Origin of the sequence: Chengkuizengella sp. SCS-71B (assembly GCF_040100845.1) — a bacterium.
Classification (GTDB): domain Bacteria; phylum Bacillota; class Bacilli; order Paenibacillales; family KCTC-33759; genus Chengkuizengella.
Genome location: NZ_JAZHSH010000001.1, coordinates 863,041 through 886,050, shown reverse-complemented (window position 1 = coordinate 886,050; position 23,010 = coordinate 863,041). Strand labels below are relative to the sequence as shown.

Annotated in this window: 20 protein-coding genes and 1 riboswitch; of the genes, 5 read left to right on the top strand and 15 right to left on the bottom strand. The window is 33.1% G+C overall.

Annotated elements, in window-relative coordinates:
• Window positions 1-61 precede the first annotated feature (61 nt).
• The 10 genes from VQL36_RS04345 to VQL36_RS04300 form a co-directional block, all read right to left on the bottom strand.
• Window positions 62-1,531 carry a HAMP domain-containing sensor histidine kinase gene (locus VQL36_RS04345; protein ID WP_349248136.1) on the bottom strand — a complete coding sequence of 490 codons (1,470 nt, stop codon included), beginning with the start codon at window positions 1,529-1,531 and terminating at the stop codon, window positions 62-64.
• A gap of 41 nt (window positions 1,532-1,572) precedes the next feature.
• Window positions 1,573-2,253 (bottom strand): response regulator transcription factor, encoded by a 681-nt coding sequence (locus VQL36_RS04340; RefSeq protein WP_349248135.1) that lies wholly within the window; start codon window positions 2,251-2,253, stop codon window positions 1,573-1,575.
• 146 nt (window positions 2,254-2,399) lie between these two features.
• Window positions 2,400-3,884: a S1C family serine protease gene (locus VQL36_RS04335; RefSeq protein WP_349248134.1), complete on the bottom strand. Its 1,485-nt coding sequence runs from the start codon at window positions 3,882-3,884 to the stop codon at window positions 2,400-2,402.
• A 169-nt stretch (window positions 3,885-4,053) separates the two neighbouring features.
• Window positions 4,054-4,464, bottom strand: coding sequence for a YugN family protein (locus VQL36_RS04330; protein WP_349248133.1), 411 nt, complete (start codon window positions 4,462-4,464; stop codon window positions 4,054-4,056).
• 121 nt (window positions 4,465-4,585) lie between these two features.
• Window positions 4,586-4,735, bottom strand: coding sequence for a hypothetical protein (locus VQL36_RS04325; RefSeq protein WP_349248132.1), 150 nt, complete (start codon window positions 4,733-4,735; stop codon window positions 4,586-4,588).
• A gap of 103 nt (window positions 4,736-4,838) precedes the next feature.
• On the bottom strand, window positions 4,839-5,555 hold the full coding sequence (locus VQL36_RS04320) for a 3D domain-containing protein (protein WP_349248131.1): 717 nt from the start codon (window positions 5,553-5,555) through the stop codon (window positions 4,839-4,841).
• Window positions 5,556-5,718: 163 nt separating this feature from the next.
• Window positions 5,719-7,659 (bottom strand): threonine--tRNA ligase, encoded by a 1,941-nt coding sequence (gene thrS, locus VQL36_RS04315; protein ID WP_349248130.1) that lies wholly within the window; start codon window positions 7,657-7,659, stop codon window positions 5,719-5,721.
• Window positions 7,660-8,023: 364 nt separating this feature from the next.
• Entirely contained in the window at window positions 8,024-8,917 is an 894-nt protein-coding gene (gene ytxC / locus VQL36_RS04310; RefSeq protein WP_349248129.1) for a putative sporulation protein YtxC, read from the bottom strand.
• A 152-nt stretch (window positions 8,918-9,069) separates the two neighbouring features.
• Window positions 9,070-10,200: a cyclic dehypoxanthinyl futalosine synthase gene (gene mqnC / locus VQL36_RS04305; protein ID WP_349248128.1), complete on the bottom strand. Its 1,131-nt coding sequence runs from the start codon at window positions 10,198-10,200 to the stop codon at window positions 9,070-9,072.
• A gap of 90 nt (window positions 10,201-10,290) precedes the next feature.
• Window positions 10,291-11,187: a TetR/AcrR family transcriptional regulator gene (locus tag VQL36_RS04300; protein ID WP_349248127.1), complete on the bottom strand. Its 897-nt coding sequence runs from the start codon at window positions 11,185-11,187 to the stop codon at window positions 10,291-10,293.
• 176 nt (window positions 11,188-11,363) lie between these two features.
• Between VQL36_RS04300 and VQL36_RS04295 the strand changes: the two genes are divergently transcribed.
• On the top strand, window positions 11,364-13,157 hold the full coding sequence (locus VQL36_RS04295) for an MDR family MFS transporter (protein ID WP_349248126.1): 1,794 nt from the start codon (window positions 11,364-11,366) through the stop codon (window positions 13,155-13,157).
• A gap of 93 nt (window positions 13,158-13,250) precedes the next feature.
• Here the strand turns inward: VQL36_RS04295 and VQL36_RS04290 are convergent, their stop codons facing one another.
• Both VQL36_RS04290 and metA read right to left on the bottom strand, forming a co-directional pair.
• Window positions 13,251-14,411 (bottom strand): PLP-dependent transferase, encoded by a 1,161-nt coding sequence (locus VQL36_RS04290; protein WP_349248125.1) that lies wholly within the window; start codon window positions 14,409-14,411, stop codon window positions 13,251-13,253.
• Window positions 14,412-14,425: 14 nt separating this feature from the next.
• A complete protein-coding gene (gene metA / locus VQL36_RS04285; protein ID WP_349248124.1) occupies window positions 14,426-15,337 on the bottom strand; it encodes a homoserine O-acetyltransferase MetA in 912 nt (303 codons plus the stop codon).
• Between the two features lie 120 nt (window positions 15,338-15,457).
• Window positions 15,458-15,563: riboswitch (SAM riboswitch) on the bottom strand.
• A gap of 177 nt (window positions 15,564-15,740) precedes the next feature.
• Here metA and mgtE point away from each other — a divergent pair.
• Window positions 15,741-17,093, top strand: coding sequence for a magnesium transporter (gene mgtE / locus VQL36_RS04280; protein ID WP_349248123.1), 1,353 nt, complete (start codon window positions 15,741-15,743; stop codon window positions 17,091-17,093).
• Window positions 17,094-17,098: 5 nt separating this feature from the next.
• Here mgtE and VQL36_RS04275 read toward each other — a convergent pair whose 3' ends face one another.
• Window positions 17,099-17,734, bottom strand: a complete 636-nt coding sequence (locus VQL36_RS04275) for an HRDC domain-containing protein (protein WP_349248122.1) — start codon at window positions 17,732-17,734, stop codon at window positions 17,099-17,101.
• Between the two features lie 275 nt (window positions 17,735-18,009).
• Here VQL36_RS04275 and VQL36_RS04270 point away from each other — a divergent pair, with 275 nt between their 5' ends.
• The 3 genes from VQL36_RS04270 (at window position 18,010) to VQL36_RS04260 (ending at window position 19,221) form a co-directional block, all read left to right on the top strand.
• Window positions 18,010-18,474 (top strand): DUF2269 family protein, encoded by a 465-nt coding sequence (locus VQL36_RS04270; RefSeq protein WP_349248121.1) that lies wholly within the window; start codon window positions 18,010-18,012, stop codon window positions 18,472-18,474.
• Window positions 18,475-18,519: 45 nt separating this feature from the next.
• Window positions 18,520-18,822 (top strand): DUF3055 domain-containing protein, encoded by a 303-nt coding sequence (locus VQL36_RS04265; RefSeq protein WP_349248120.1) that lies wholly within the window; start codon window positions 18,520-18,522, stop codon window positions 18,820-18,822.
• Between the two features lie 138 nt (window positions 18,823-18,960).
• Window positions 18,961-19,221, top strand: coding sequence for a hypothetical protein (locus tag VQL36_RS04260; protein ID WP_349248119.1), 261 nt, complete (start codon window positions 18,961-18,963; stop codon window positions 19,219-19,221).
• Between the two features lie 64 nt (window positions 19,222-19,285).
• On the opposite strand, the gene VQL36_RS04255 is transcribed toward VQL36_RS04260, so the two are convergent.
• Window positions 19,286-20,185 (bottom strand): 5'-3' exonuclease, encoded by a 900-nt coding sequence (locus VQL36_RS04255; protein ID WP_349248118.1) that lies wholly within the window; start codon window positions 20,183-20,185, stop codon window positions 19,286-19,288.
• A 302-nt stretch (window positions 20,186-20,487) separates the two neighbouring features.
• Window positions 20,488-22,995, bottom strand: a complete 2,508-nt coding sequence (locus VQL36_RS04250) for a glycosyl hydrolase family 18 protein (RefSeq protein WP_349248117.1) — start codon at window positions 22,993-22,995, stop codon at window positions 20,488-20,490.
• Between the last annotated feature and the right edge of the window lie 15 nt (window positions 22,996-23,010).

Below are 23,010 nucleotides of genomic sequence, written 5' to 3'. Positions count from 1 at the left end.
TCTTATCACCTCAAATAAAAATAAACACATAAGTTCATACACTCATTATAGCACTAATCATCTAGGTATGATGAAACATAGGAATCCAAATAATAAAATTTGTACCTGATCCTAATGAAGTATATACTTCTACTGAACCGTGATGTTCATCAATAATCCACTTTGCAATGGACAACCCTAAACCTGTTCCTGGTTTTGCCCCTCTAGATACATCAGCACGATAAAATCTTTGAAAAATATGTGGAATATCATCTTTGTTCATTCCAATTCCTGTATCTGAAATATGGATGCCAACTTGATTCTCCAAGGTTTTCACTTCTAATTCTACATAACCTGCTTCAGTATATTTAAAAGCATTCTCAATAAAAATAAATAACATCTCTTGTAAATACTCATGATTTCCATATACTAAAATATTGTTTATATTCTCTAAATCCCCTACTTTAAAATCAACTTTCTTAGGTAAGAATTGTGCTTTTCTTATTACTTGTTCTAATATAGGTTTAATGGCAATGTTTTCTTTTTCCATTTCATAACCGGCATCAGCCCTAGCTAAAGATAATAAGTCATTAACAAGATTACTCATTCTCTCTGCTTCAGAAGAGATGTCTACTACAGACTCCATAGTCAGCTTCATTTTTTCCTGATCCGATATATGAGAATCTTCATTAGGCTGCCACATTTTTTCTAAAAATTCTATATTCCCTCTAATGGTAGTTAACGGAGTTCTCAGTTCATGGGAAGCATCAGAAACGAACCTTCTTTGCAAACGATACGCTTCTTCCAATTCACCATAAATAACCTGAATACGTGATAACATGCCGTTAATTGTATTAATTAATTGCCCAATCTCATCATTAGGTCCTTCATATAATATTCTGTTGTCTAAATCTGTACTTTTTTCAATTTGATTAGCAGCTAATATGACATTTTCAATAGGTTTTAATGTTTTTCGAGCCATAAATAATCCGATGGTAGCTGCAATTCCAATTAAAACTACACCTGATATCATATAAATCCACTGAAACATATTTAAATAAGAATAAATATCATCAATAACGGTAGCTACCAGCAAAATACCGATGACTTCATTCTGTTGCACGATTGGTTTGTATAGTGTTAATAAAGAGACATCTTTAATCTTCGTTGTTTTAATAATTTCGGCTCCACCTATAACATCCTCAAATGTTTCCTTATTTAATGGAATTTCATTATCAAATAGATTAAAGGTTTTATCTTTTACAACTCCCTTTCTGTTCACAACCTGTAATAAATAAGTCGAGGATGTTAAAAAGTTGAGATTAGGAAGTTCATATTGAATGACCGGGGTTCCATCAGGAGCTAAATAAAAAGTTCTTTCTAAATTTATTAACATTTCATTATAAACTTCGTCTCCTTGACTTCTTAAACTATCTTCTTCTGAATTGAATAAATTGGTTGATAAAACTAAATATAACACGATGCCAAGCACAATGATCATAACGGCTAAAATTCCTGTATACCAAATTGTTAAACGTAAACGAATTGACATTAAAGTTCACCTCAACTAAGTAACACAAAAAGATGTATAACCTATCTTAAGACATAACCCGCCCCTCTTTTTGTGTGAATGATTCTTTTCTCTCCATTTTCTTCTGTTTTTTGTCTAAGTAATGCAATGTATACCTCAATTACATTCGATTCTCCACTATAATCATAACCCCATATTTTATCCATGATGACATCACGAGAGAGTACTTTATTGGGATTGCTTAAAAATAAATGCAACAACTCAAATTCTTTAGTTGTTAATTCTATAGATATTCCATTTCGAAATACTTCCCTAGTGTCTAAATCAAGAACGATATCTTCGTAATGAAGTTGTTGTCTATCTTCTTCTACTGCACCCTGATTTCTTCGAAGCAAAGCCCTGACTCTTGCCAAAAGTTCTTGTAAAGCAAACGGTTTTACTAAATAGTCATCCGCTCCTGTATCTAATCCTTTCACTCGATCACTGACTTCATCCTTAGCAGTTAACATGAGGATTGGCATTTGACTTCCACCCTCCCTAATTCTACTGCATACCTCCCAGCCATCCATCACAGGCATCATAATGTCCAATATTAGAAGGTCAGGCTCCTCATCCCTTAAAATCATTAGCCCATCATTTACGTGATTAGCCGTTTGTATCATATAACCTTCAAATGCAAGGTTTCTTTTTAACATGGACGTGATTTTTTCATCATCATCAATAATTAATATTTTTCTCCTCATCTGTACTCTCCTTTTTAAAAATTGAGTGAGTTTATTTATATAAATTCCCTTTAAAAAAGAAAGTAGAGTTAGCCTTAAACTAATATCACTCTACTTTCTTACAAGTTTAACATTCATTATTAAATTTTTATTTGACTGCTATACTTTTACTTTGCATTTCGATCCCCTATGGTTACTGCTGTCTCGTAAGTTTTACCTTCTCTAATCACCGTTAAATTGACAGACTCACCAATAGCTGTTTCCTTTACTTTATTAATTAGATCTTCAGCATTTTTGATCTCTTCACCATTCAATTCAATAATGACATCATTTGGCTTAATACCTGCACGAGATGCTGGACTTGGTTTTTCAACTTGGGTGATCAAAACACCATCTTTGTCTTGTAAATTTAGTGTTTGCTGTACTTCATCATCTATATCGTATAATCCAACTCCGATATACGGTTTAGGGATTGATACATTATTTTTCAAATTATCTAATACTTCATCAATCGTACTTGTCGGTATAGCAAACCCAATTCCTTGAGCGTCTGTGCTTACCGCAGTATTAATTCCAATAACCTCTCCATTAAGATTAATCAGAGGTCCTCCAGAGTTCCCTGGATTAATAGATGCATCTGTTTGAAGTAAATGCTCATAGGTTCTTGTTCCTTGTGAATCAGGAATAGAGATCTCTCTTTCATTTGCACTAAGAACACCTACACTCACAGAATGATCAAATCCTACTGGATTCCCAATAGCCGTTACCCAATCCCCTACTCTTAGTTGGTTAGAGTCACCTATTTCTAAAGTAGGAAATGATTCACTTCCTTCTATTTTTAATACTGCAAGATCCAAATCATACGATGAACCTAATAATTCAGCTTCAAATTTATTTTCATATCCTTCTAGCTCGACATATATCTCATCTGCTCCTGAAACTACATGTTCATTTGTTAAAATGTATCCCTCTTTATCAAAAATAAAACCTGAGCCTAAACCAGAAGCCTGGGGTCCATTTGGTGTTGAATTATACTCGTCTCCAAAAAAATATCTGAAAATATCATCATTTCGATTGATATTATTGCTTTTCGTATTATATGTTTCTATTTTAACAACAGCAGGAGTCGCTTGTTCTACAATATCTGCTATATTATCTGGTCTATTTTCAAATGTAATAGACGCTTGATTTTCATTTCCATTTGCTGGGATTACATTTGAAGGTACAGATTGACTAGGTAGAAGTGTGTCAGATGTAAATAAATTCATTTTATCTGAAGCAACCATAAGCGCACCCACAACTACTACTCCTGCCATAAATGCAGAGAACGTACTTTTAAAAGAAGATCGCTTTTTCCTGGTAGAATAAGTCCATTCCGATCCTTTATATCCATTCCTTGATATATCTTTTTGTTCAGATTCATTATAAACGGATATTTGATTTGGTTTATTAATTTCCACATCTGATGAGTGTTCTCTACTAGATGAGTAAGATGTATAATCTGTTTCCTTTAAAGGTTCAGTAGGTTTAAATGAGCCGTATGAATAATATTCACTTTTTCGTTCTTGTATATCTTTGTCTTTTCTTTCTTTCGACTTATCTTCGCTGAAAAAATCACTAGTATCATTCTTACCTCTATTATTATCATCCATAAGAAAACCCCCTTAAATTGTATTAAGATTTATTTATGAATAATGACATAAATCATTATATCATTTATTGTTGTCTATATCATGGACTATAAACATTAAATAAACCTTAAAAATAGATAAAATAGAAGTAAAAAAATTTGCTTTTTCGGAGAAATAATATGGGGTATAGTTAAATTTGAAGTTCTACTTTTTTAATAAGTTCATCCGCTTTTATTAACCACATCTCTTCAATTGATTCTGCATCTTTGTCTATTGGAGTTTGAAATTGATTAATTAAGGACCCATATATCATCATATGTGCATTTGGATCAGTTCCTTCATTATAGACATGTTTAAGTACAAATGGAGTGCCTAATTGAATCATTGTTGATTGATTTTCAATTTCACCATCTAATTGTCCACTAGTCACTTGAAATGGAATACGTAACCATACCTGTGATTTATCATCTAACGCATGATCAAAATAACCATGATCATACTCCCAATTGCTGCCAAGAGAAAATTGCAAAGGTTTTATTCCTTTATATATATTTGAGAATAAATCCTCTTTATTTTCGATTTCAGATTGAATAGGTTTCAACGTTTCTTACCTCCAAATGATTTATTAATGTCAGATTAAATATATTTATAAATTCTTAGAGTGTGAAAAAGAAAGTGATTTGCAATTGCAAATCACTTCCCTTAAATAATAAATGAACTATTTACTCGTTCGCTTCTTGATTTCTTGCATTCTGACCCGTTTTTTTAGTATTCTTAGCAGTTACTTCTTCTGCAAATTCTTCGTTAAACTGCTCATTGTTTTGATTATTTTGATTGTTCTGATTTCTCTGATTGTTTCTATTTTTAGCCACTATGAATTCACCTCCCACCACAATACTTTCATTCGTATTCGATAGTATTATTTCACATAAAAAACATTTTATGCATATGATTTTCGTGGATTGTGAACATTATTTAACTTCGAAAGATATCCATTTTCTGTTGAAGTATAGCCTCTGTAATTCGACCATTACCTTCCTCAATAATAAAAACGTCTAATTTCTTTTTACCCCATAACTTATAAACGTCTTCCTTTGAATTAAAATATAAATCAATGACATTTCCTTTAATTGCAGAACCAATATCAGCTACTATTCCATAACCGTATCCTGGAATATAGAGTACCGTACCCAAAGGAAATAAATTCAAATCTGCTGCAATCGTTGATACTGAGTCAGGCATTCTTCTAACCTTTACTCCTGAATATGTAATGCCATATTCAGGATGATCTGGAGTTTTACCAGTCGATTCTACACCAGCATAATATCCAGTTGCCACAACTTCTACAGCTTGATATTGATTACGCATTTGGTTTTCACTTAAAATTTCTACCGAATGGCTTAATTTATCGCTTTTTATATTTGCATTTTGAAGTTCTTTTTCACTTTTTCTTTTTAAGATCTCTTGTTTCATTTTTTTTATTTCTTCCAATATAATATCTTTTTGAAGAGTAGCTGATGTTAAATCTGTTGTTTTTATTAGAGATACTTGTTTGTTAGACTCTTCATATTCTAAACCTTCAACACTATCAACCTGTTTTATATGTGGAGTTATACTTGATGTAGTTAAGATTGCAATCATTGGCAAAAACAAAATAGAAATCATTTTCACTTTTAACTTTTTAAAAAACATTTTACTAACCTCCCCTAATAAAGGAGGTTTTCCAAAAATACTATGAAATATACCTTTCCACTATGTAGCAAAACGAACATATCCGTTTATAAAAAGTAAAAAAGGAAACAGCAGTGTTAAGATTTTAACAACTACGGTTTCCTTATATTAATATATTGTTTCATTAATTAATAACTTTATTATTAACCTCTTCCGTGATCTGATTTATGACTTCAGTAATGGATTTCGCACCTACATCACCCTCACCACGAATACGTACTGACACACTTTCAGAGCTTTTCTCGTTTTCACCTACGACTAACATATATTTTACTTTTTCAAGCTGTGCTTCACGAATTTTATATCCTAATTTTTCATTTCTCAAATCCGACTCCACTCGGATTCCACTAAGCTGCATTTTTTCAGCTACTTGTTTTGCATATTCGTCATAGGAATTTGAAACAGGAATTACTTTTGCTTGGACTGGGGCTAACCATGTTGGTAAATCTCCAGCAAAATTCTCTAATAAAAAGGCAGTCATTCTTTCCATTGTGCTAATTATTCCTCTGTGTATTACAACTGGACGATGTTTATTCCCATCCTCAGCAATATATTCTAATTCAAACCTTTCTGGCAATAAGAAATCAATTTGAGCTGTAGACAAAGTTTCTTCTTTACCAAGTGCAGTTTTAATTTGCACATCTAATTTTGGTCCATAAAATGCCGCTTCACCTTCAGCTTCATAGAACTCAAGTTCTAGTTCTTCAACTACTTCACGCAACATTTTTTGAGACAATTCCCACATGTTGTCATCAGGAAAATATTTCTCTTTATCTTCTGGATCGCGATATGAAAGCCTAAAACGATAGTCTTTAATTCCAAAATCTTTATATACCTGTCTTATTAAATGGATCACTCTTGCAAACTCTTCTTTAATTTGATCTGGTCTACAAAAAATATGAGCATCATTTAATGTCATTGCCCTCACACGATGTAGTCCAGTTAATGCACCTGACATTTCATATCTATGCATTGTCCCTAATTCAGCGATTCTTAAAGGCAAATCTCGATAACTACGCATATCGTCTTTAAATACCATCATGTGATGTGGACAGTTCATAGGTCTCAATACTAATTCTTCATTATCCAACTCCATTTTAGGAAACATATCTTCTTGATAATGCTCCCAGTGACCTGAAGTTTTATATAATTCAACATTAGCTAAAACAGGTGTATATACATGGTTATAACCTAATCTTTCCTCCAAATCAACAATGTATCTTTCAAGCGTCCTTCTTAACTTAGCACCATTTGGAAGCCACAATGGCAACCCTTGTCCTACTTCTTGTGAAAAAGTAAACATTTTAAATTCTTTGCCAAGTTTTCTATGATCTCGTTTCTTAGCTTCCTCTAATAACCGTAAATGTTCATCAAGATCGGCTTTTTTAGGAAATGCAGTTCCATAAATACGTTGCAGCATCTTATTTTTTGAGTCTCCACGCCAATATGCACCAGCAACACTTAATAATTTAAAAGCTTTTATTTTACTTGTAGATGGCAAATGAGGACCTCTACATAAATCAAAAAACTCACCTTGATCATAAATTGTAATGACTGAATCCTGCGGTAAATCTTGAATTAATTCTAACTTTAAAGGATCATCAAGATCAGTATATATATTTAACGCTTCTTCTCTACTTACTTCACGTCTTGAGATCTTTAAATTCTCATTAATAATTTTCTTCATTTCCTTTTCAATTTTACTCAAATCTTCAGGAGTAATGGATTGATCGAGATCAATATCATAATAAAAACCATTTTCAATAACAGGACCTATTCCTAATTTCACATTTTTCTCACCATATATTCTTTTGATTGCTTGTGCCATTAAATGAGCAGTACTATGACGATAAACTTCTAGACCTTCCTCGCCGTCCAATGTCACAATTTCAATCTTTGCATCTTCATTTAAGTTATAACTTAAATCTACAACTTCACCATCTACTTTACCAGCAACGGCTTTCTTTTTTAAACCTGGACTGATTGATGCAGCAATGCCTTCAATGCTAATCCCTTTTTCAAATGAACGACTTGCACCATCAGGAAATGTAATTTGTACTGACATGTCATTTTCCTCCATTTTACATACTTTTTTTCAACAAAAAAACGCAATCTCCCAAAAAAGGGACGAGTGCGTTTAGCTCGTGGTTCCACCCTAGTTCAATCGATAAAACATCGATCCTCAATTCATATTCGTTAACGTGAATAACTCGGTGGGAACTACTTTATGTAAATTCATGTTCATTCTCACAGCTACAAAGTGGTAAATCAAATTTGAATTCAGGAGGAACTTTCAGCTATGGTTGCCTCTCTCTGGTCAGATTCAACAAAATGATTCGTGTCTTTGATGTTTGCTATTTAATCAAATTATTAAACTTTTATAATTGTATTATAGTGGAGCATACCTATTTGTCAAGTTTATTTATTTTTCACTTCTCTACTTTGCGATAGTTTGAAAGAATTTTCTCACACACATTACACCTTTTACAAACAATAGTACGTTGTTCAAAAATTTGCTCTATGACATGAATAACCTGTATTTCAGGTTTTCTAGTATGAATTATGATCTTGTGAGGAGATAAAGATACTAATTTTGTTATAATCAGATCATCAAAATTTTTATCATAAGAATCATTATTAATATCTTCATTCTGATCTATACATTTCAGCTCTTCATCTAAAATCAAAAAATTGCTTTCCCCATCATGGATAATGTGAACAGTAGGTACTTTATATTCCTGAGAAAAAACAAACGATTTTAACAAAGTCATAAATTCTTTATATTGTTGATCACTGATATACTCTTCAATTGCATATTCAACAACTTCGTTAAGTTCTTGTATATAGAACTGTAATCTAAAACGAATGAAAGCATCTAAATTTAGTTGTGTATTATTTTCAATATATTGATACAACTGCTCTTCTATTTTTTTATGTTTTTTTCGATTAAAGCTTGTGGATAGTGATGATTCGTTTAAAAGGTCAGTGCAATATTCATTCAACCTTGAAATTTCGTTTTTATCAAGTTGAGGCTGCTCCTTTTGCAAAAGCCGATGAACAATTATATTTTGTAAATCTGAGATGATAAAATCTGCAAGCGATTGACTTATTGAATAATACAGCATTGCCGCATGTTTAGTTAGTTGAAATTGCGGTAAGACACCTGTAGTAACAAGGCTATTATTTACTTTTATAATTTTAAAAATCTGTTTTTTTTGCTTGTTTTTTTTATGTAGAAGGGTGATTTCATTTTGTAGTTTTGCATAATATTTTTGTATTTCTTCTTCTGAAAAATTGTCCATATTAATGGTAATCAGGTCCATATTCACACTCCTTTCACATATATAACTGCCATCTAAAGTATATGTTTCAGATGAAGCAGATATACAAAGGAAAAGAATGGGATTAGATACCCAAAAAAATGGTGACAGAAAAAAACCGCCCATTGAATCGGGCGGAATCAATCATACATTTCTTAATTTTGCATAATAAAATCTTTATCTACACTTGAGCCTTCATTAAAAACTTTTAAAGTATCATAAGCTGTATTTCTTTGGGCAGGTATTTTTCCAGCTTCGCGAATTAATTTCAAAATTGTTTCTATATTTACCTTATGTGTTGTTCCCGCTGCAGACACCACATTTTCTTCCATCATGGTACTGCCAAAATCATTACAACCATATTCCAAGGATTTCTTTCCAATTTCAGCTCCTAATGTTACCCAAGAAGCTTGAAAATTAGGGATATTATCTATCATTAATCGGCTGATTGCTAATGTTTTTAAGTAATCATCAGGTGATGCTTTTTCTTGTTTATAATTTGTGTTTTCCGGTTGAAAAGTCCAAATAATAAAAGCTAGGAAGCCAGCTGAATCCCAATTATTCTGAATGCATTCATCTTGAGCCTCCCTGACTCTCAACATGTGCAGTACTCTTTCTTCTAAAGTTTCACCAAACCCTATAACCATCGTAGCCGTTGTATTCATGCCTACTTTATGTGCTGCTTGGTGAATGTCCATCCATTCCCTCCATGATCCTTTTAAACGGCTGACTTTATTACGAATACGATCAATAAGCATTTCTGCTCCAGCCCCAGGAAGGGAATCCAGACCTGCTTCATGTAATTGCTTCAAAACTTCTTCATATGGTAAACCTGACATTTCTTTCATTTTACGAATTTCAACGGTAGACAATGAATGCATATGAATATCAAATCTTTGTTTAATTTCTTTCAATAAATTTAAATAATATTCAAATGGAAGGTCAGGATTTACACCGCCCTGCATTAATATTTCTGTACCACCTACATCTAAGGTTTCTTGGATTTTCTGAAATATCACTTCATTAGGAAGTACATACCCTTCTTCATGACCGGGTGGTCGATAAAAGGCACAAAACTTACAGTATACGTCACAAAAATTAGTATAATTTATATTTCTGCCTATCACAAATGTAGTGATTGGATCAGGATGAAATTGAAGCATTTTTTTATTCGCAGCTTGACCGATTTTTTCAATCTCATCAGATTCAAATAAAATAACACCATCTTCTAAGGTTAATCTTTCACCAGATAATGCTTTATTTAATATTTGATCTATTTGACTCATTACGATCACTCCTTATCTATCAAATCTTATCACAAAAAAATAAGAGAGTCATTATTTTGGTAGATGAACCTTTTGGATATAATGGAAACATTAAGTTAAAGATTCTAACTTTGAGTTCAACTCCTTAATATAATCATCTAGTTTAGAAATCCCTGCATTTTCTAAAACCAACATAAGTCCTTCTAAAATGATAATTCGTGGGTTTTCTAGCTCCAATTCTTCGTCCATGGCTACCAATGAAGCGTTAATTTTATTGTTTACATTTTTATTTAAATTTAAATTCGTTAATAGGTTCTTCGTTTCATCTATTATTTTTTTGATCTTTTTAATCGTAGTCTTTCTTATTTCTTCTTCTATATTTATAAAATTTTCCAATAAATCTTCTGTTAGAAAGGGTTCATTTTGAGTCTGTTTAAAATGATATACCACTTGATCCAGTACAGAGATTAATAAATTAGGCAATCGTTCTATTTCAATTTTCTTTTTATCAATAATGACATAAAACATATACTCTCTCATCATACCGATTAATATTGTTGCACAATCATAAGCATATTTTTTTACTTCTTCCCCATAAATCTCAATAATATGTCCTGTAACCCAATTAATTGTTTTTGCCCTAATTTTAAACATAAATTGCTTTATTTCTTCATTAATCTGAGAAACCTGTTCGCTCATGATCATTTTTATAAATTCTTTATATTTAGACTGTTGTTCCATTTGTACCATTAATTGCCTTGTAAAAATTTCTTTTGGTGATAAATTCCCTTCATTTTCTCGAACCATTTCAACTTTCTCATACATAGGGTCGAAATAATATCTCAACATGGATATCATAAGATCCTCTTTTGAATCAAAATAATTATATATTGATCCTTTAGCCATACCAATATCATCTGCAATTTCTTTCATAGACGTTGCGTGGTACCCTTTTTGAGATATTAATTTCATTGCAGATTCCATAATATTCTTCCGCTTATCACTCATAAAAAACAACCCTCAATCTAAAAATAAGTTAGTTTTATTATATTTGTTATCAATTGACCTGTCACTATGTTTTATATATAATGTGTCTACATGGTCGTAAAAATAATTGACTTATTGTTTTTATTATACAATGACTGTTTAGTCAACACAAATAGCTTAGAAAGGGGAGTCTTAAGATGATACAACAAAAACAAATAAATACAAGAATTGTTTTGTTAGGTTTAATGATTGGTATGTTTTTCAGTGCACTTGAACAAACAGTAGTTGGTACGGCTATGCCGACCATTATTGGTGAGTTAAATGGTTTTGAAATTTTTGCATGGGTAACTACAGCATACTTAATTACATCTACTGCTGTTATTCCTATTGTTGGGAAAATATCTGATTTATTTGGAAGAAGATACTTATACTTAACTGGAATGGTCATTTTCATAGTAGGATCTGCGTTGTGTGCAACTGCAACTACAATGGAACAGTTAATCATTTTCCGCGGTATTCAAGGTATAGGCGGCGGTATGATTATGCCATTGTCACAAACCATTGTGGGAGATATTTTCACAGCTGAACAGCGTGCAAAATGGCAAGGAGTATTTGGAGCCATTTTTGGCCTGAGCTCAGTTATCGGTCCGTTAGTTGGAGGCTTTTTTGTAGATACGATTAGCTGGCACTGGATCTTTTTAATTAATGTACCATTTGGAGTTTTATCTGCTACGTTAATTTTTATAGGTATGAAAAATGAAATTGTACAACAAACAGAAAAAGTTAGCATCGGATTGACTAGTAAAATTTCTTTAGTTATTGCAGGCACCCTGTTATTGATTGGTTTAATTCTTGGTGGAGATACCTTTGAATGGAACTCCATAGAAAGTTATTTGATATTCGGAATTCCTCTCTTCATCTTTATTTTGTTTGGTTTTATAAAACGGAAAGAACTAAATATTGATTTTTTTGGAATCATGACATTAATCCCAGCACTGACTTTATTATTGCTCGGTTTAACTTTCGGAGGAGATAAATTTGCTTGGCTATCATTTACTAGTTATATTATTTTTGGAATTTCCATACTATTAATCATTATTTTCATCTTCATTGAACGAAAAACGGATGAACCGATATTAGATCTAAGTCTGTTTAAAAATAGAGTGTTTGCCACGACTAATGGTCTAGGCTTTCTGTTAGGATTAGGGATGTTTGGTGCCATCATGTTTGTTCCTATGTTTATGCAAGCAATCTTAGGTGTTTCCCCAACAGAAGCAGGATCTACTATGACACCGATGATGATTTCATTGATTGTTGCTAGCGTCATAGGTGGTAGGTTGTTATTACGAATTAAATATAGAACAAACCTTACCGTAGGAATGATTATTACAAGTATTGGATTTTTCCTAATGAGTACGATGGGGCTCAATTCAACGATATGGACCGCTTATGGATTTATGATTGTCATGGGATTTGGGATGGGGCTAGTCATGCCTACATTGATGATTGCTGTACAAAATGCTTTTCCAAAAGAAAAGTTGGGCTCTGTAACATCTGCATCTACATTCTTTAGATCTATTGGAGGTACCATTGGAGTAACGATCTTCAATGTTGTTATGAACAATACATTAAGTAATAAAATGTCGGATGTAACAAGTCAGCAAAGTGATCCAACTGTAGTCTCTACTTTAACTACTATTGGTGATGAACCAGATGATTTATTTGGCATTTTAATTACAACACCTAATAAACTAAAAGAAATATTGCCTATTCCTGAAGAAACATTACATGGGGTTGTACTTGCAATTAAAACCGCATGGTCACAATCGTTCTCCTTTGTATTTTTAACAGGATTAAGTATTATTGCTTTAGGTATATTTGTTGCTCTTTCCGTAGGAAACGGACGTATTAAACGGGATAAAAAGAAATCTGTGATCATTGGAAAAGAAAAGAAAGAACAGGGAATGAAAAAAGATCTTGTGACGGAATAAATATATAAACAAAACATAAACTAACTCCACTAGTTCTGGCGTTAGTTTATGTTTTTATGGTTATTTTAATGAAGAAATTAGTTATGAGTGCTCTTATTCCCCGTCAACCTCAATCCTTGCCTTTTCAAAAGCCTGAGATAAATCTGTAATTAAATCCTCAACATGTTCTATACCTACTGAGTAACGTAATAAACGATCATCTACTCCTACTTTTTCACGAATTTCTTTTGGAATATCAGCATGAGTTTGTACTGAAGGATAAGTCATTAGTGATTCTACTCCCCCCAAACTCTCTGCAAATGCAATAATTTCAATATGACGTAATATAGGCTCAATCATTCTTACATCTTTCATTTTAAAAGAGAAAATACCCGTGTTTCCTGAAGATTGTCGATTTTGAATTTCATGTGCAGGGTGTGTTGGTATAGCAGGATAAAACACTTCATCCACCATTGGATGTTCAAGTAAAAATTCGGCTATTTTCGTTGCATTTTCTTGATGACGTTCCATTCTGAGCGCTAACGTCTTCATACCTCTCATTAATAACCAACAATCCTGAGGTCCTAATATGGCACCAATGGAATTATGTAACTCAAACATCTTCTCAGATAACTGATCACCTTTTGTAATAATTAACCCTGCAATAACATCATTATGCCCGCCAAGGTATTTTGAGGCACTGTGAATGATAATATCCGCACCTAATTCAAGTGGTCTTTGAAAGTATGGTGAAAGCAATGTATTATCCACAATGGTAAGCATATTTTTCGAATTTGCCCATGTGCTGACTTTCTCAATATCTGTCACCATCATTAAAGGGTTTGTTGGTGTTTCGATCAAAACTGCTTTCGTATTTGGAGTCACAAGCTTTTCCATCTCTTCAATATTATTAGTATCCACATAACTTGATGTAACACCAAATCGAGACATTGTTTGCTCCAATAATCTATATGTTCCACCGTAAAGATCTAATGAAACAATCAAATGATCCCCTTGTGAAAATAAAGCAAATATAGTCTGTAATGCAGCCATTCCTGAACTGCATGCAAACCCAGCGTCTCCACTTTCCAGGTCTGCTATGGCATCTTCTAATATGGTACGTGTTGGACTTTTAGTTCTAGCATAATCAAATCCAGTACTTTCCCCTAGTTTTGGATGCCTAAATGCAGTAGAGTGATAAATGGGGTAACTAACAGCCCCAGTTTTAGGATCAGCTTGTGAACCTATTTGAGCTAAGCGGCTTTCTATTCTCATAACTATGTCCTCCTTTAAATAACCCAATCATAGGATGTTTCTTGATATACATAATAGTTCAACCAATTTGAAAACAATAAACTTCCATGTGCTCTCCAAGTACTATAAGGTTTATTAGCAGGATCATCTTTAGGAAAATAATTTTTGGGGATCGCACATTCCATTCCTTTATTAATATCTCTGTCATATTCCCATTTTAAAGTCTCTGCATCGTACTCAGCATGACCTGTTACAAAAATTTGCTTGCCATCTTTAGTTCCTACAATGTAAACTCCTGCCTCTTCTGACTCAGATAATATTTCTAAATTTTCGTGTTTTTCAATGTCTTCTCTACGTATCTCTGTATGTCTTGACTGGGGGGCATTAAATACTTCATCAAAGCCTCTAAATAATTTCACGTTTTTTACATTCGTTTGGTGTTGGAATACTCCAAATATTTTTTCATCCAACAAATATTTAGGAACATCAAAGTGATGATATAAGCCTGCTTGTGACGCCCAACATATATGCAATGTTGAGGTAACGTGTTCTTTAGACCATTCCATAATATCCTTTAATTCTTCCCAATAGTTCACATCTTCAAAGTTTAAAGTCTCAACGGGAGCTCCAGTAATGATCATCCCATCAAAACGCAGATGCCTAACCTCTTCAAACGTTTTATAAAATTGTTTTAAATGTTCTTGTGATGTATTTTTACTTGCATGTGTTTTAGGGTGAATTAAGGTAAATTCTACTTGTAAAGGGGTATTACTTAATAAGCGTAAAATTTGTGTTTCAGTCGTCTCCTTGGTAGGCATTAAATTTAACATAATCACCTTCAATGGGCGAATATCCTGATGAAAAGCTCTCGATTCATCCATTACGAAAATATTCTCATTATTTAATACTTCTCTGGCTGGTAGATGATCTGGAATTTTAACGGGCATCTCAACTTCACTCCTTTAGTTTGAATGTATCAATCACAAAACTCATCAGAGTAGTTAGAAAAAAACCTTTCTCACTGCTTACTGAGAAAGGTTTTTTATATCATTATTCAATGATATCCTCTCTCATCTCTCAGAAGTTTCACTTCTGCAAGAATTAGCACCGTGCATAAAATTGCCGGTTGCCGGGTTTCATCGGGCTAGTCCCTCCACCTGCTCTTGATAAGAGTTTCACGATTATTTAATTATTATTACTTTAATTGAAAAAAGAATTTGAGTCAAGAAGAAAAATAATAAATATAATGAAATAAATGTGCTAAATTTCATTTATTTAAAATTTTGTTTATGCTATTGTTCATTATGGGGCAATTTACAATTATATTAACGAATTTGGGTGAATACTTAGATGAAACATTCACAAATTGAAAATGTTCTTTTAACAGTCATTAAATACATTAAGGATTATAAAAAAGAGGAAGTTCAAAATTTATTTGATGAACTGCAACCTTATGATATTGCTGAACTTTACAAAGCTTTACCAGATAAACATAGAATGAAGTTTATTTTGTGTTTATCACCGAAGCATTTAGCTATTTTAATACAAGAATTGGAAAGCGAACTTCAACTAGAAATATTACAAGCTCTAGGAATAGAAAAATCATCAAAAGTAATGGATATAATGGAAAATGATGATCTTGCTGATTTATTGAATGAGCTGTCTGATGAAAAAATGGAAGAATTTTTGTCTTCCATGCAAATAGAAGAATCCAAAACGGTTCAAAATTTAATGCAATATCCACCTGAAACTGCAGGGGGAATGATGACGAACCGTTATGTATGGATACGCAGTTATTATTCTGTACGTGAAGCCATAGACAAAATAAAAGCATTTGCTCAAATAGCTGAAAATATTTATTACCTATATGTATTAGATGAAGATAAAAAATTAGTTGGTGTTGTATCTTACAGGGATTTACTATTGGCTGATATTCAAGATTCAATTAAGGACATCATGTATAACAGAGTGATCTCTGTGCCTGTAACTATGGATCAGGAACATGTTGCTACAATAATTGAAAGATATGACTTTATCGCTGTTCCCGTTGTAGATGAAGAACAAAGACTAGCCGGTATTATTACAGTTGATGATGTTATTGATGTTATGATTACAGAAGCTAATGAGGATATTCATAAACTATCCGCCAGTGGTAAATCCATTGATTTTAATACAAGTACTATAACTGCGTCTATTCGTCGTTTACCATGGTTAGTTCTATTATTATTTCTCGGATTGTTGTCAGGTAATGTTATCTCAAGCTTTGAAGGAACTTTAGAAAAAGTAGTTGCATTGACCTTTTTTATGCCTATGATAGCAGGTATGACAGGAAACACAGGTACTCAATCTTTAGCCATTGCAGTAAGGGGGCTAACTACCCAACACTTGGATAAAGCTTCTTTATTTAAATTATTGTTTCGAGAAATTGGCGTGGGCCTTATCATTGGAACTGTTTGTGGGTTACTAATTTTACTGATCTCCTTTTTTTGGCAAGGTAATTTGATACTTAGTTTCGTCATTGGCTCATCATTATTTTTAACACTGATTATAGGTACATTAGCAGGTACGATTATTCCATTAATTTTATATCAGTTCAAAGTAGACCCAGCTATTGCTTCTGGACCACTAATTACAACATTAAATGATATTTTTTCATTGACTGTTTATTTCGGTTTAGCCACCTTGTTTATTTCTTATTTTTAACATGTTTACTTCATCATTTGTTTTTTGTAAAACCAATCATCAAATTTCCGAACGTTTATTTCTTCTTCAACCCACGTAAGAGGAAATGTAGTTAAACGTTCAAATTGATTCGTTATATTTAAGATTGAATCACCAAATTGTTCAACTTTGGCTGTTGCAAATCCAGGGATTTGCAACAGTTCCTCCTTCGTTTTTGGAATAAACGTACTTAACATCTTTAATACTCGATTAGAAGCAATAATATAGGGGGGTTTTTCTAACTTATCAGACTCCTCTCTCCTCCAACCACGCAATAGATCAAACAACTCATGATTTGTCACTTGTTCACTATAAAAATATAATAACTGAGTTCTTTTATTTTTTGGAGAAAGTGATGTAGAATGATTGAAATGGTCACCATACATAGGGAAATAACCCTCCCCAATATACTGTTTAAACTCAAATCTTAATTTTAGTAAAATATCCTCTAAACGTTTGTCCTCAATCTTCAAATCTCTAACCATTTCCCCATCACTTATCACCTTCCAATTCATTTGCCAAGATGAATTAAGTTGGAATAAATAAACTTGAGCAAGACTGCTTTCATTTTTTTCTTGTGATTCCTTTTTCAACGTATTCATGTAAAATAAATTTTCTATCATACTATACTTCCTTTCCATCTTTATCAGATAGTAATAAAACAAAAAACACCTCTTCTACAAAGTTTGCAAAAGAGGTGCTCCCTCGTATTTCTTATCTTTTTTAAAATCATATAAAATTTCCTTATTGATATCAATAGGACTTACATATTATTTTTTCTAAGTAAAGCTAACGTCCACGATATTTTAATTATTGAAATAGAGACTGTTTTTCTTTACGATTTAATTAACTTATAAAACATGTGATTATACACATTCAAATTATGTAGGAGGAAAAAATGAATTTATTAATATTAACTCATGTGTTATTCGCTGTAATTGGAGTGGGCCCGATCTTTTTCATTCATGTATTATTAAGAAAAGAGCAATCTGTAGAAGAGCTTCGTTTTTCAATGAAAATTGCAAAAAAACTGCTGTTATTTCCTAAAATAGGTGGTTTAACTGCAGTTTTAACCGGACTCTTAATCATACTTTTAAACAATTACGGTTCCTTTTTTCAACTATGGTTAGTTGGTTCCTTAGTTTTATATATCATCGCCCAAGTCATTTTATTAGGTGTCATCGCTCCAAAGCAAAAAAAAATAGCTGCTTGGGTGTTTGATCCAAAAAATAAAAGCGAAACAGATTTACCTATAGAAATTATAACATTACGAAATCAAGTAAACTTATTGTTTTATATTAGTACTACACTGATATTATTCATTTTTGTATTAATGATACTTAAACCTTTAGTATTTGTATAATATGTTGTAATATAAAAGAATATATTCAGCAAAAGAGGTGATCCCATGTCTGATATTTCATTTGATTTTCTATCAGATAGCACTGAAGAAACATCAACACGTTTTGTTACATTTGTTGGGGAACAAAGCTTAAAGCGATATGACTTAGCTATTACAACAACAGGAAGGTTTTACGGCAAAAAATTAGTTGCAGATTTACAATCAGGTAAAACGGCAATTCTTGGTCCTGATGATTTAGAAGAAGAAGGTTATTTAGAGCATGTATACCAATTAAATGAAGAAGAAGGAATAGAGCTGCGTGCCTTTTTAGACCTTATCGTAGGTGTTGTTAATTTCTCTGACCTATAATCCAATTTAATGTATATAAGTTAGATGGGAATTAGACGGATAAATTTTTATTTCCAAGGATAATATTACGCATAGAACAAACCTCCCAGGGAAAAATAATGTGACAGTACTATCACATCTTTTCTAGGAGGTTTTTTCATGAATAACAAACCATTTCAAAAAGAAAGAAAAAGTAAATTTACAGATCTAAAAACAGTAGAATCTCAGCGTAATGATTTAACAGCTGAAGAATTTCCAGAAGGGGCTTATGGTATGGATTTATTAAGTGAATCTTTAGGAAAAAGCACTCCTTGGAGAGAAGACCAACGACCGCCTAACCGATTCACTTATGAAAATCGAGAATTACATGAGGGGCTTCCTCGTCAAGATCCCCCTGGACATGCTACTCATGACGAATAACCCACAAAAGTGATGCATAGTTCGAATACTTTTGCGGGTATTAATCTAATTAAATCAATAATATTTAGACTGCAAACTTTCTAATTAAAGATTTAAACTCAAATTCTTTTAATTTATGAATAAGTTTCTCTTGATTAATCACATAAGTACAGTCATCTAAATCACATTGGAATTTAACATTAGTATGAATCGTTGCCAATTCCCTTGATAAATAAATTAATTCCTTATTTTCCAACAATCTTTCTTGTAATTTACCTTTAACTTGATCTATGTTTTCAAACAATTGATCTATATTTTCAAACTCATCAATTAATTTGATTGCGGTTTTAGGACCTACTTTAGGGCATCCAGGTATATTATCTGACGCATCCCCCATTAATCCTTTCATTTCAATAATTTGATATGGATAAGTTACACCTGTTTCTTCCTTAAAGTTATCCATACCAATTGTTAAGTAATTACCGAATCCTTTTTTCATAAGTGTAACTTTCGTTTTTTCATTGATTAATTGTAAAGTATCTTTATCCCCTGTTAAAACATTTATCTCTAAGCCTTGATCCGAGTAGTGTTTAGCAATGGAACCGATCATATCATCTGCTTCATAACCAACCTTCCCCATACAAGGAATTTCAAATGCTTCTACTAATTCCCACAGCTTATCAAATTGTGGGATGAGTTCGTCTGGTGGAGCTCCCCGATTTGCTTTATAATCAGAATACATCTCGTTGCGAAACGTTTTTTCCCCCATATCAAAAGCACAGATTACATGGGTAGGTTTAAATCGCTCAATGGCATCAAGCATATATCTAGTAAATTGATATATACCATTCGTATAAAGACCCTGAGAATTTCTCATATAGTTTCCAGTAACGGCTGTAGCGTAAAAACCTCTAAATAATAATGCAAAGCTATCAATAATTAATATAGAATTTTCTTGATCTTTTAAATCATTATTCCCTGTCATTTTTGTCTCCTTAGATTTGTGATAGTTCTAATTATAAACTATTTCTACAACAACTAGGGATTTTCCTTTTGGAAAATTGAACAAGTAACATTATCCACTATAACAAAGAGGCTGGGACATAAGTTGAAAACTAACTGATTTTTGCATAATAAGCATAAATAAAATCGCATGAAATCAAGGATTATAAAATTGATTTCATGCGATTTATTCATTTTAATTGGGTTTTGTCCCAGCCTCTTTGTTTAAAATTGAACAACTAAGACAAATTCATTGATGACTACTGTTGTGATTATTCAGCAAATTTATTTTAAACCCCATAAAGCAGGAACATTTGGCGGCTCCCAACCGATCTGAGAAGTGTGAGCTTGAATACAATAATAAGTGTTCCCATTATAGGTTACCTCATCATTTACACTGTAACTAATCCCAGCTTCCCAAGGCTCAGCACCCGATGGATCACCTTTATCTGTAGTGGCTTGAATGGACACCGCTTCTGACTCATTCCCCGCCGCATCCTTTGCTGTCACACTAAAAGTATACGTTGTATCCGCATTTAATCCATTGATGGTTGTCGTTGTATTTGTTGCCCCTACACTGCCTAAATCATATGTGATCGTGTATCCGGTTACACCCACATTATCTGTTGAAGCATTCCAAGCTAAACTTACACTGTTTGAACTTTTTCCTGTGATTTGGAGATTGCTTGGAACGCTTGGTGCTTCATTATCTATTTCGCCTCCGCCACCATCACATGTACTAATATATTTCCACACGCCCCATTCCCCACTTTGATCAGGAAATTCTCCTACTGTCCACCATTTAGACTCGTAGACCTTCCCATTGTAGGTTACTCTCACACCACCAACATATTCTGTATTCTCATCCCAAGCTGGGTAAGGACAACTGTTTGGTCCATCCGTTGTTACCTGTATCGATGCTTCATCTGATATATTCCCAGCTGCATCTTTTGCTGTCACTGTAAAAGTATACGTTGTATCCGCTGTTAATCCGTTTATACTTACTGTTGTTTCTGTTACTTCTATAGTGCCAAAGTTATATGAAACAATATAGCCTGTAACCCCTTCATTATCTGAGGAAGCTGACCAGCTTAAATCAACACTCGTAGAAGTTTTTGCAGTTACCTGTAGATTTGTAGGTACAGTTGGCGGAGTAGTATCGTTAGACTGCTCCGTTGTTTCTGTTACTGCATTACTTCCACCCGAGAAATTACCTGCTGCATCCTTCGCTTTTACCGTAAAGGTATAAGATGTATTAGGTGCAAGACCGCTAATCGTTGCATTTAAACTACCTACATTTATTGAAGTATTACCATAGGTTACAGTGTATCCGGCTACTCCTACATTATCTGTTGAAGCATCCCAAGCCAAACTTATACTACTTGATGTTTTACCTGTAACTCGAAGGTTACTCGGTACAGTTGGTGCTTCATTATCAGGCACTCCACCACTATCTAAATCACTTGTTAACTTATTTAATAATACCTTGTTCCGATCTCCACTAAACTCCCAGAACATGGCTCCACCTAGTCCATTTGATTTTATAAAATCTGTTTTATAACCGAAAGATTCCACATCATCATAAGTAATAAAGTTTCCATTGGAAGCGTTATATAAAAAAGGTACTTTGGCTACATCATTCCAATAACGTACATAACCATTTTTATTAATATAGTTATCTTCTAAATCAGTATAGTCCCAAACCCCATTCTCCCAAGTTCCATCATTTGCAGAAGAACAGCTTTGATATTCTCCGTTATTGTTTGATGAACAACTGCTCCAGCCTCGCCCATAAAATGGCGTTCCTATTATGATTTTTTGTGTAGGCACTCCAGCATTTATATGACCTTGAACACCTGCTTCAATATTAAATTCAGCAGCGTTTGGTACATTTGAACTGGCTGCTGCCGGGTCAAAATACAATGGTGAGTTATGGGCACTAATTGTTTGCCATCCTCCATTAAAGTCATAAGTCATGATATTAATCCAATCTACAACATTTGCTATCTTATCAAGCTCTGTATTTTGAGCATAAGTTGGTCCTGCTCCTGAAGCAATGGTGAGGTAATAATATTTGCCATCTTCAGCTCCTGCAATATCTAGTTTTTCACGTACTTCTTGTAATAGTAAGGTATAGTTTTGTTTATCCTCTGGACGAGTACTATTCCCCGGTAAACCACCACTAACCGGATATTCCCAATCTAAATCGACACCGTCAAATTGATACTTTCTTAGAAAATCTACTGCCGAATTAGCAAAATTCTCTCGAGTTATTTGACTAGCTGCAGCATCAGAAAAACGATTAGACCAAGTCCATCCACCGACAGAAATCATCGTTTTCAAGTGAGGATTTTGCTCTTTTAATAGATTTAACTGTTTGATGTTTCCTTTAATCGGTTCATCCCAAGTATCTCCAGGGTTACTTTTTTGAACATCAATCCATGGATCCCCTAACACGATAGAACCGTTCGGTACATCTATCGTTCCATTTTCATCCTGACAAGTCCAAGTAGTAGGATTAGGACCTGTTGGGTCAGGATTGCCATGTCTTCCGTCCCAGCAAATATCAGCAAAAGCATAGTTAATATGGGTTACCTTTGAAACATCCATGTCCCAAACTTGATAATTACGTCCATAGGCACCCCAAGAAGGATAATAACCCACAATTTTATAATCAGAACTAGCTTCTACCTTCTCTATATTAAATATTTGAAACTGAATCAAAGAGAATAATAGAGAAATGATGAATACCATAATGAATGATTTTTTAATAGACTTTCTTTTTAAAATCATACTTGTTCCTCCTCA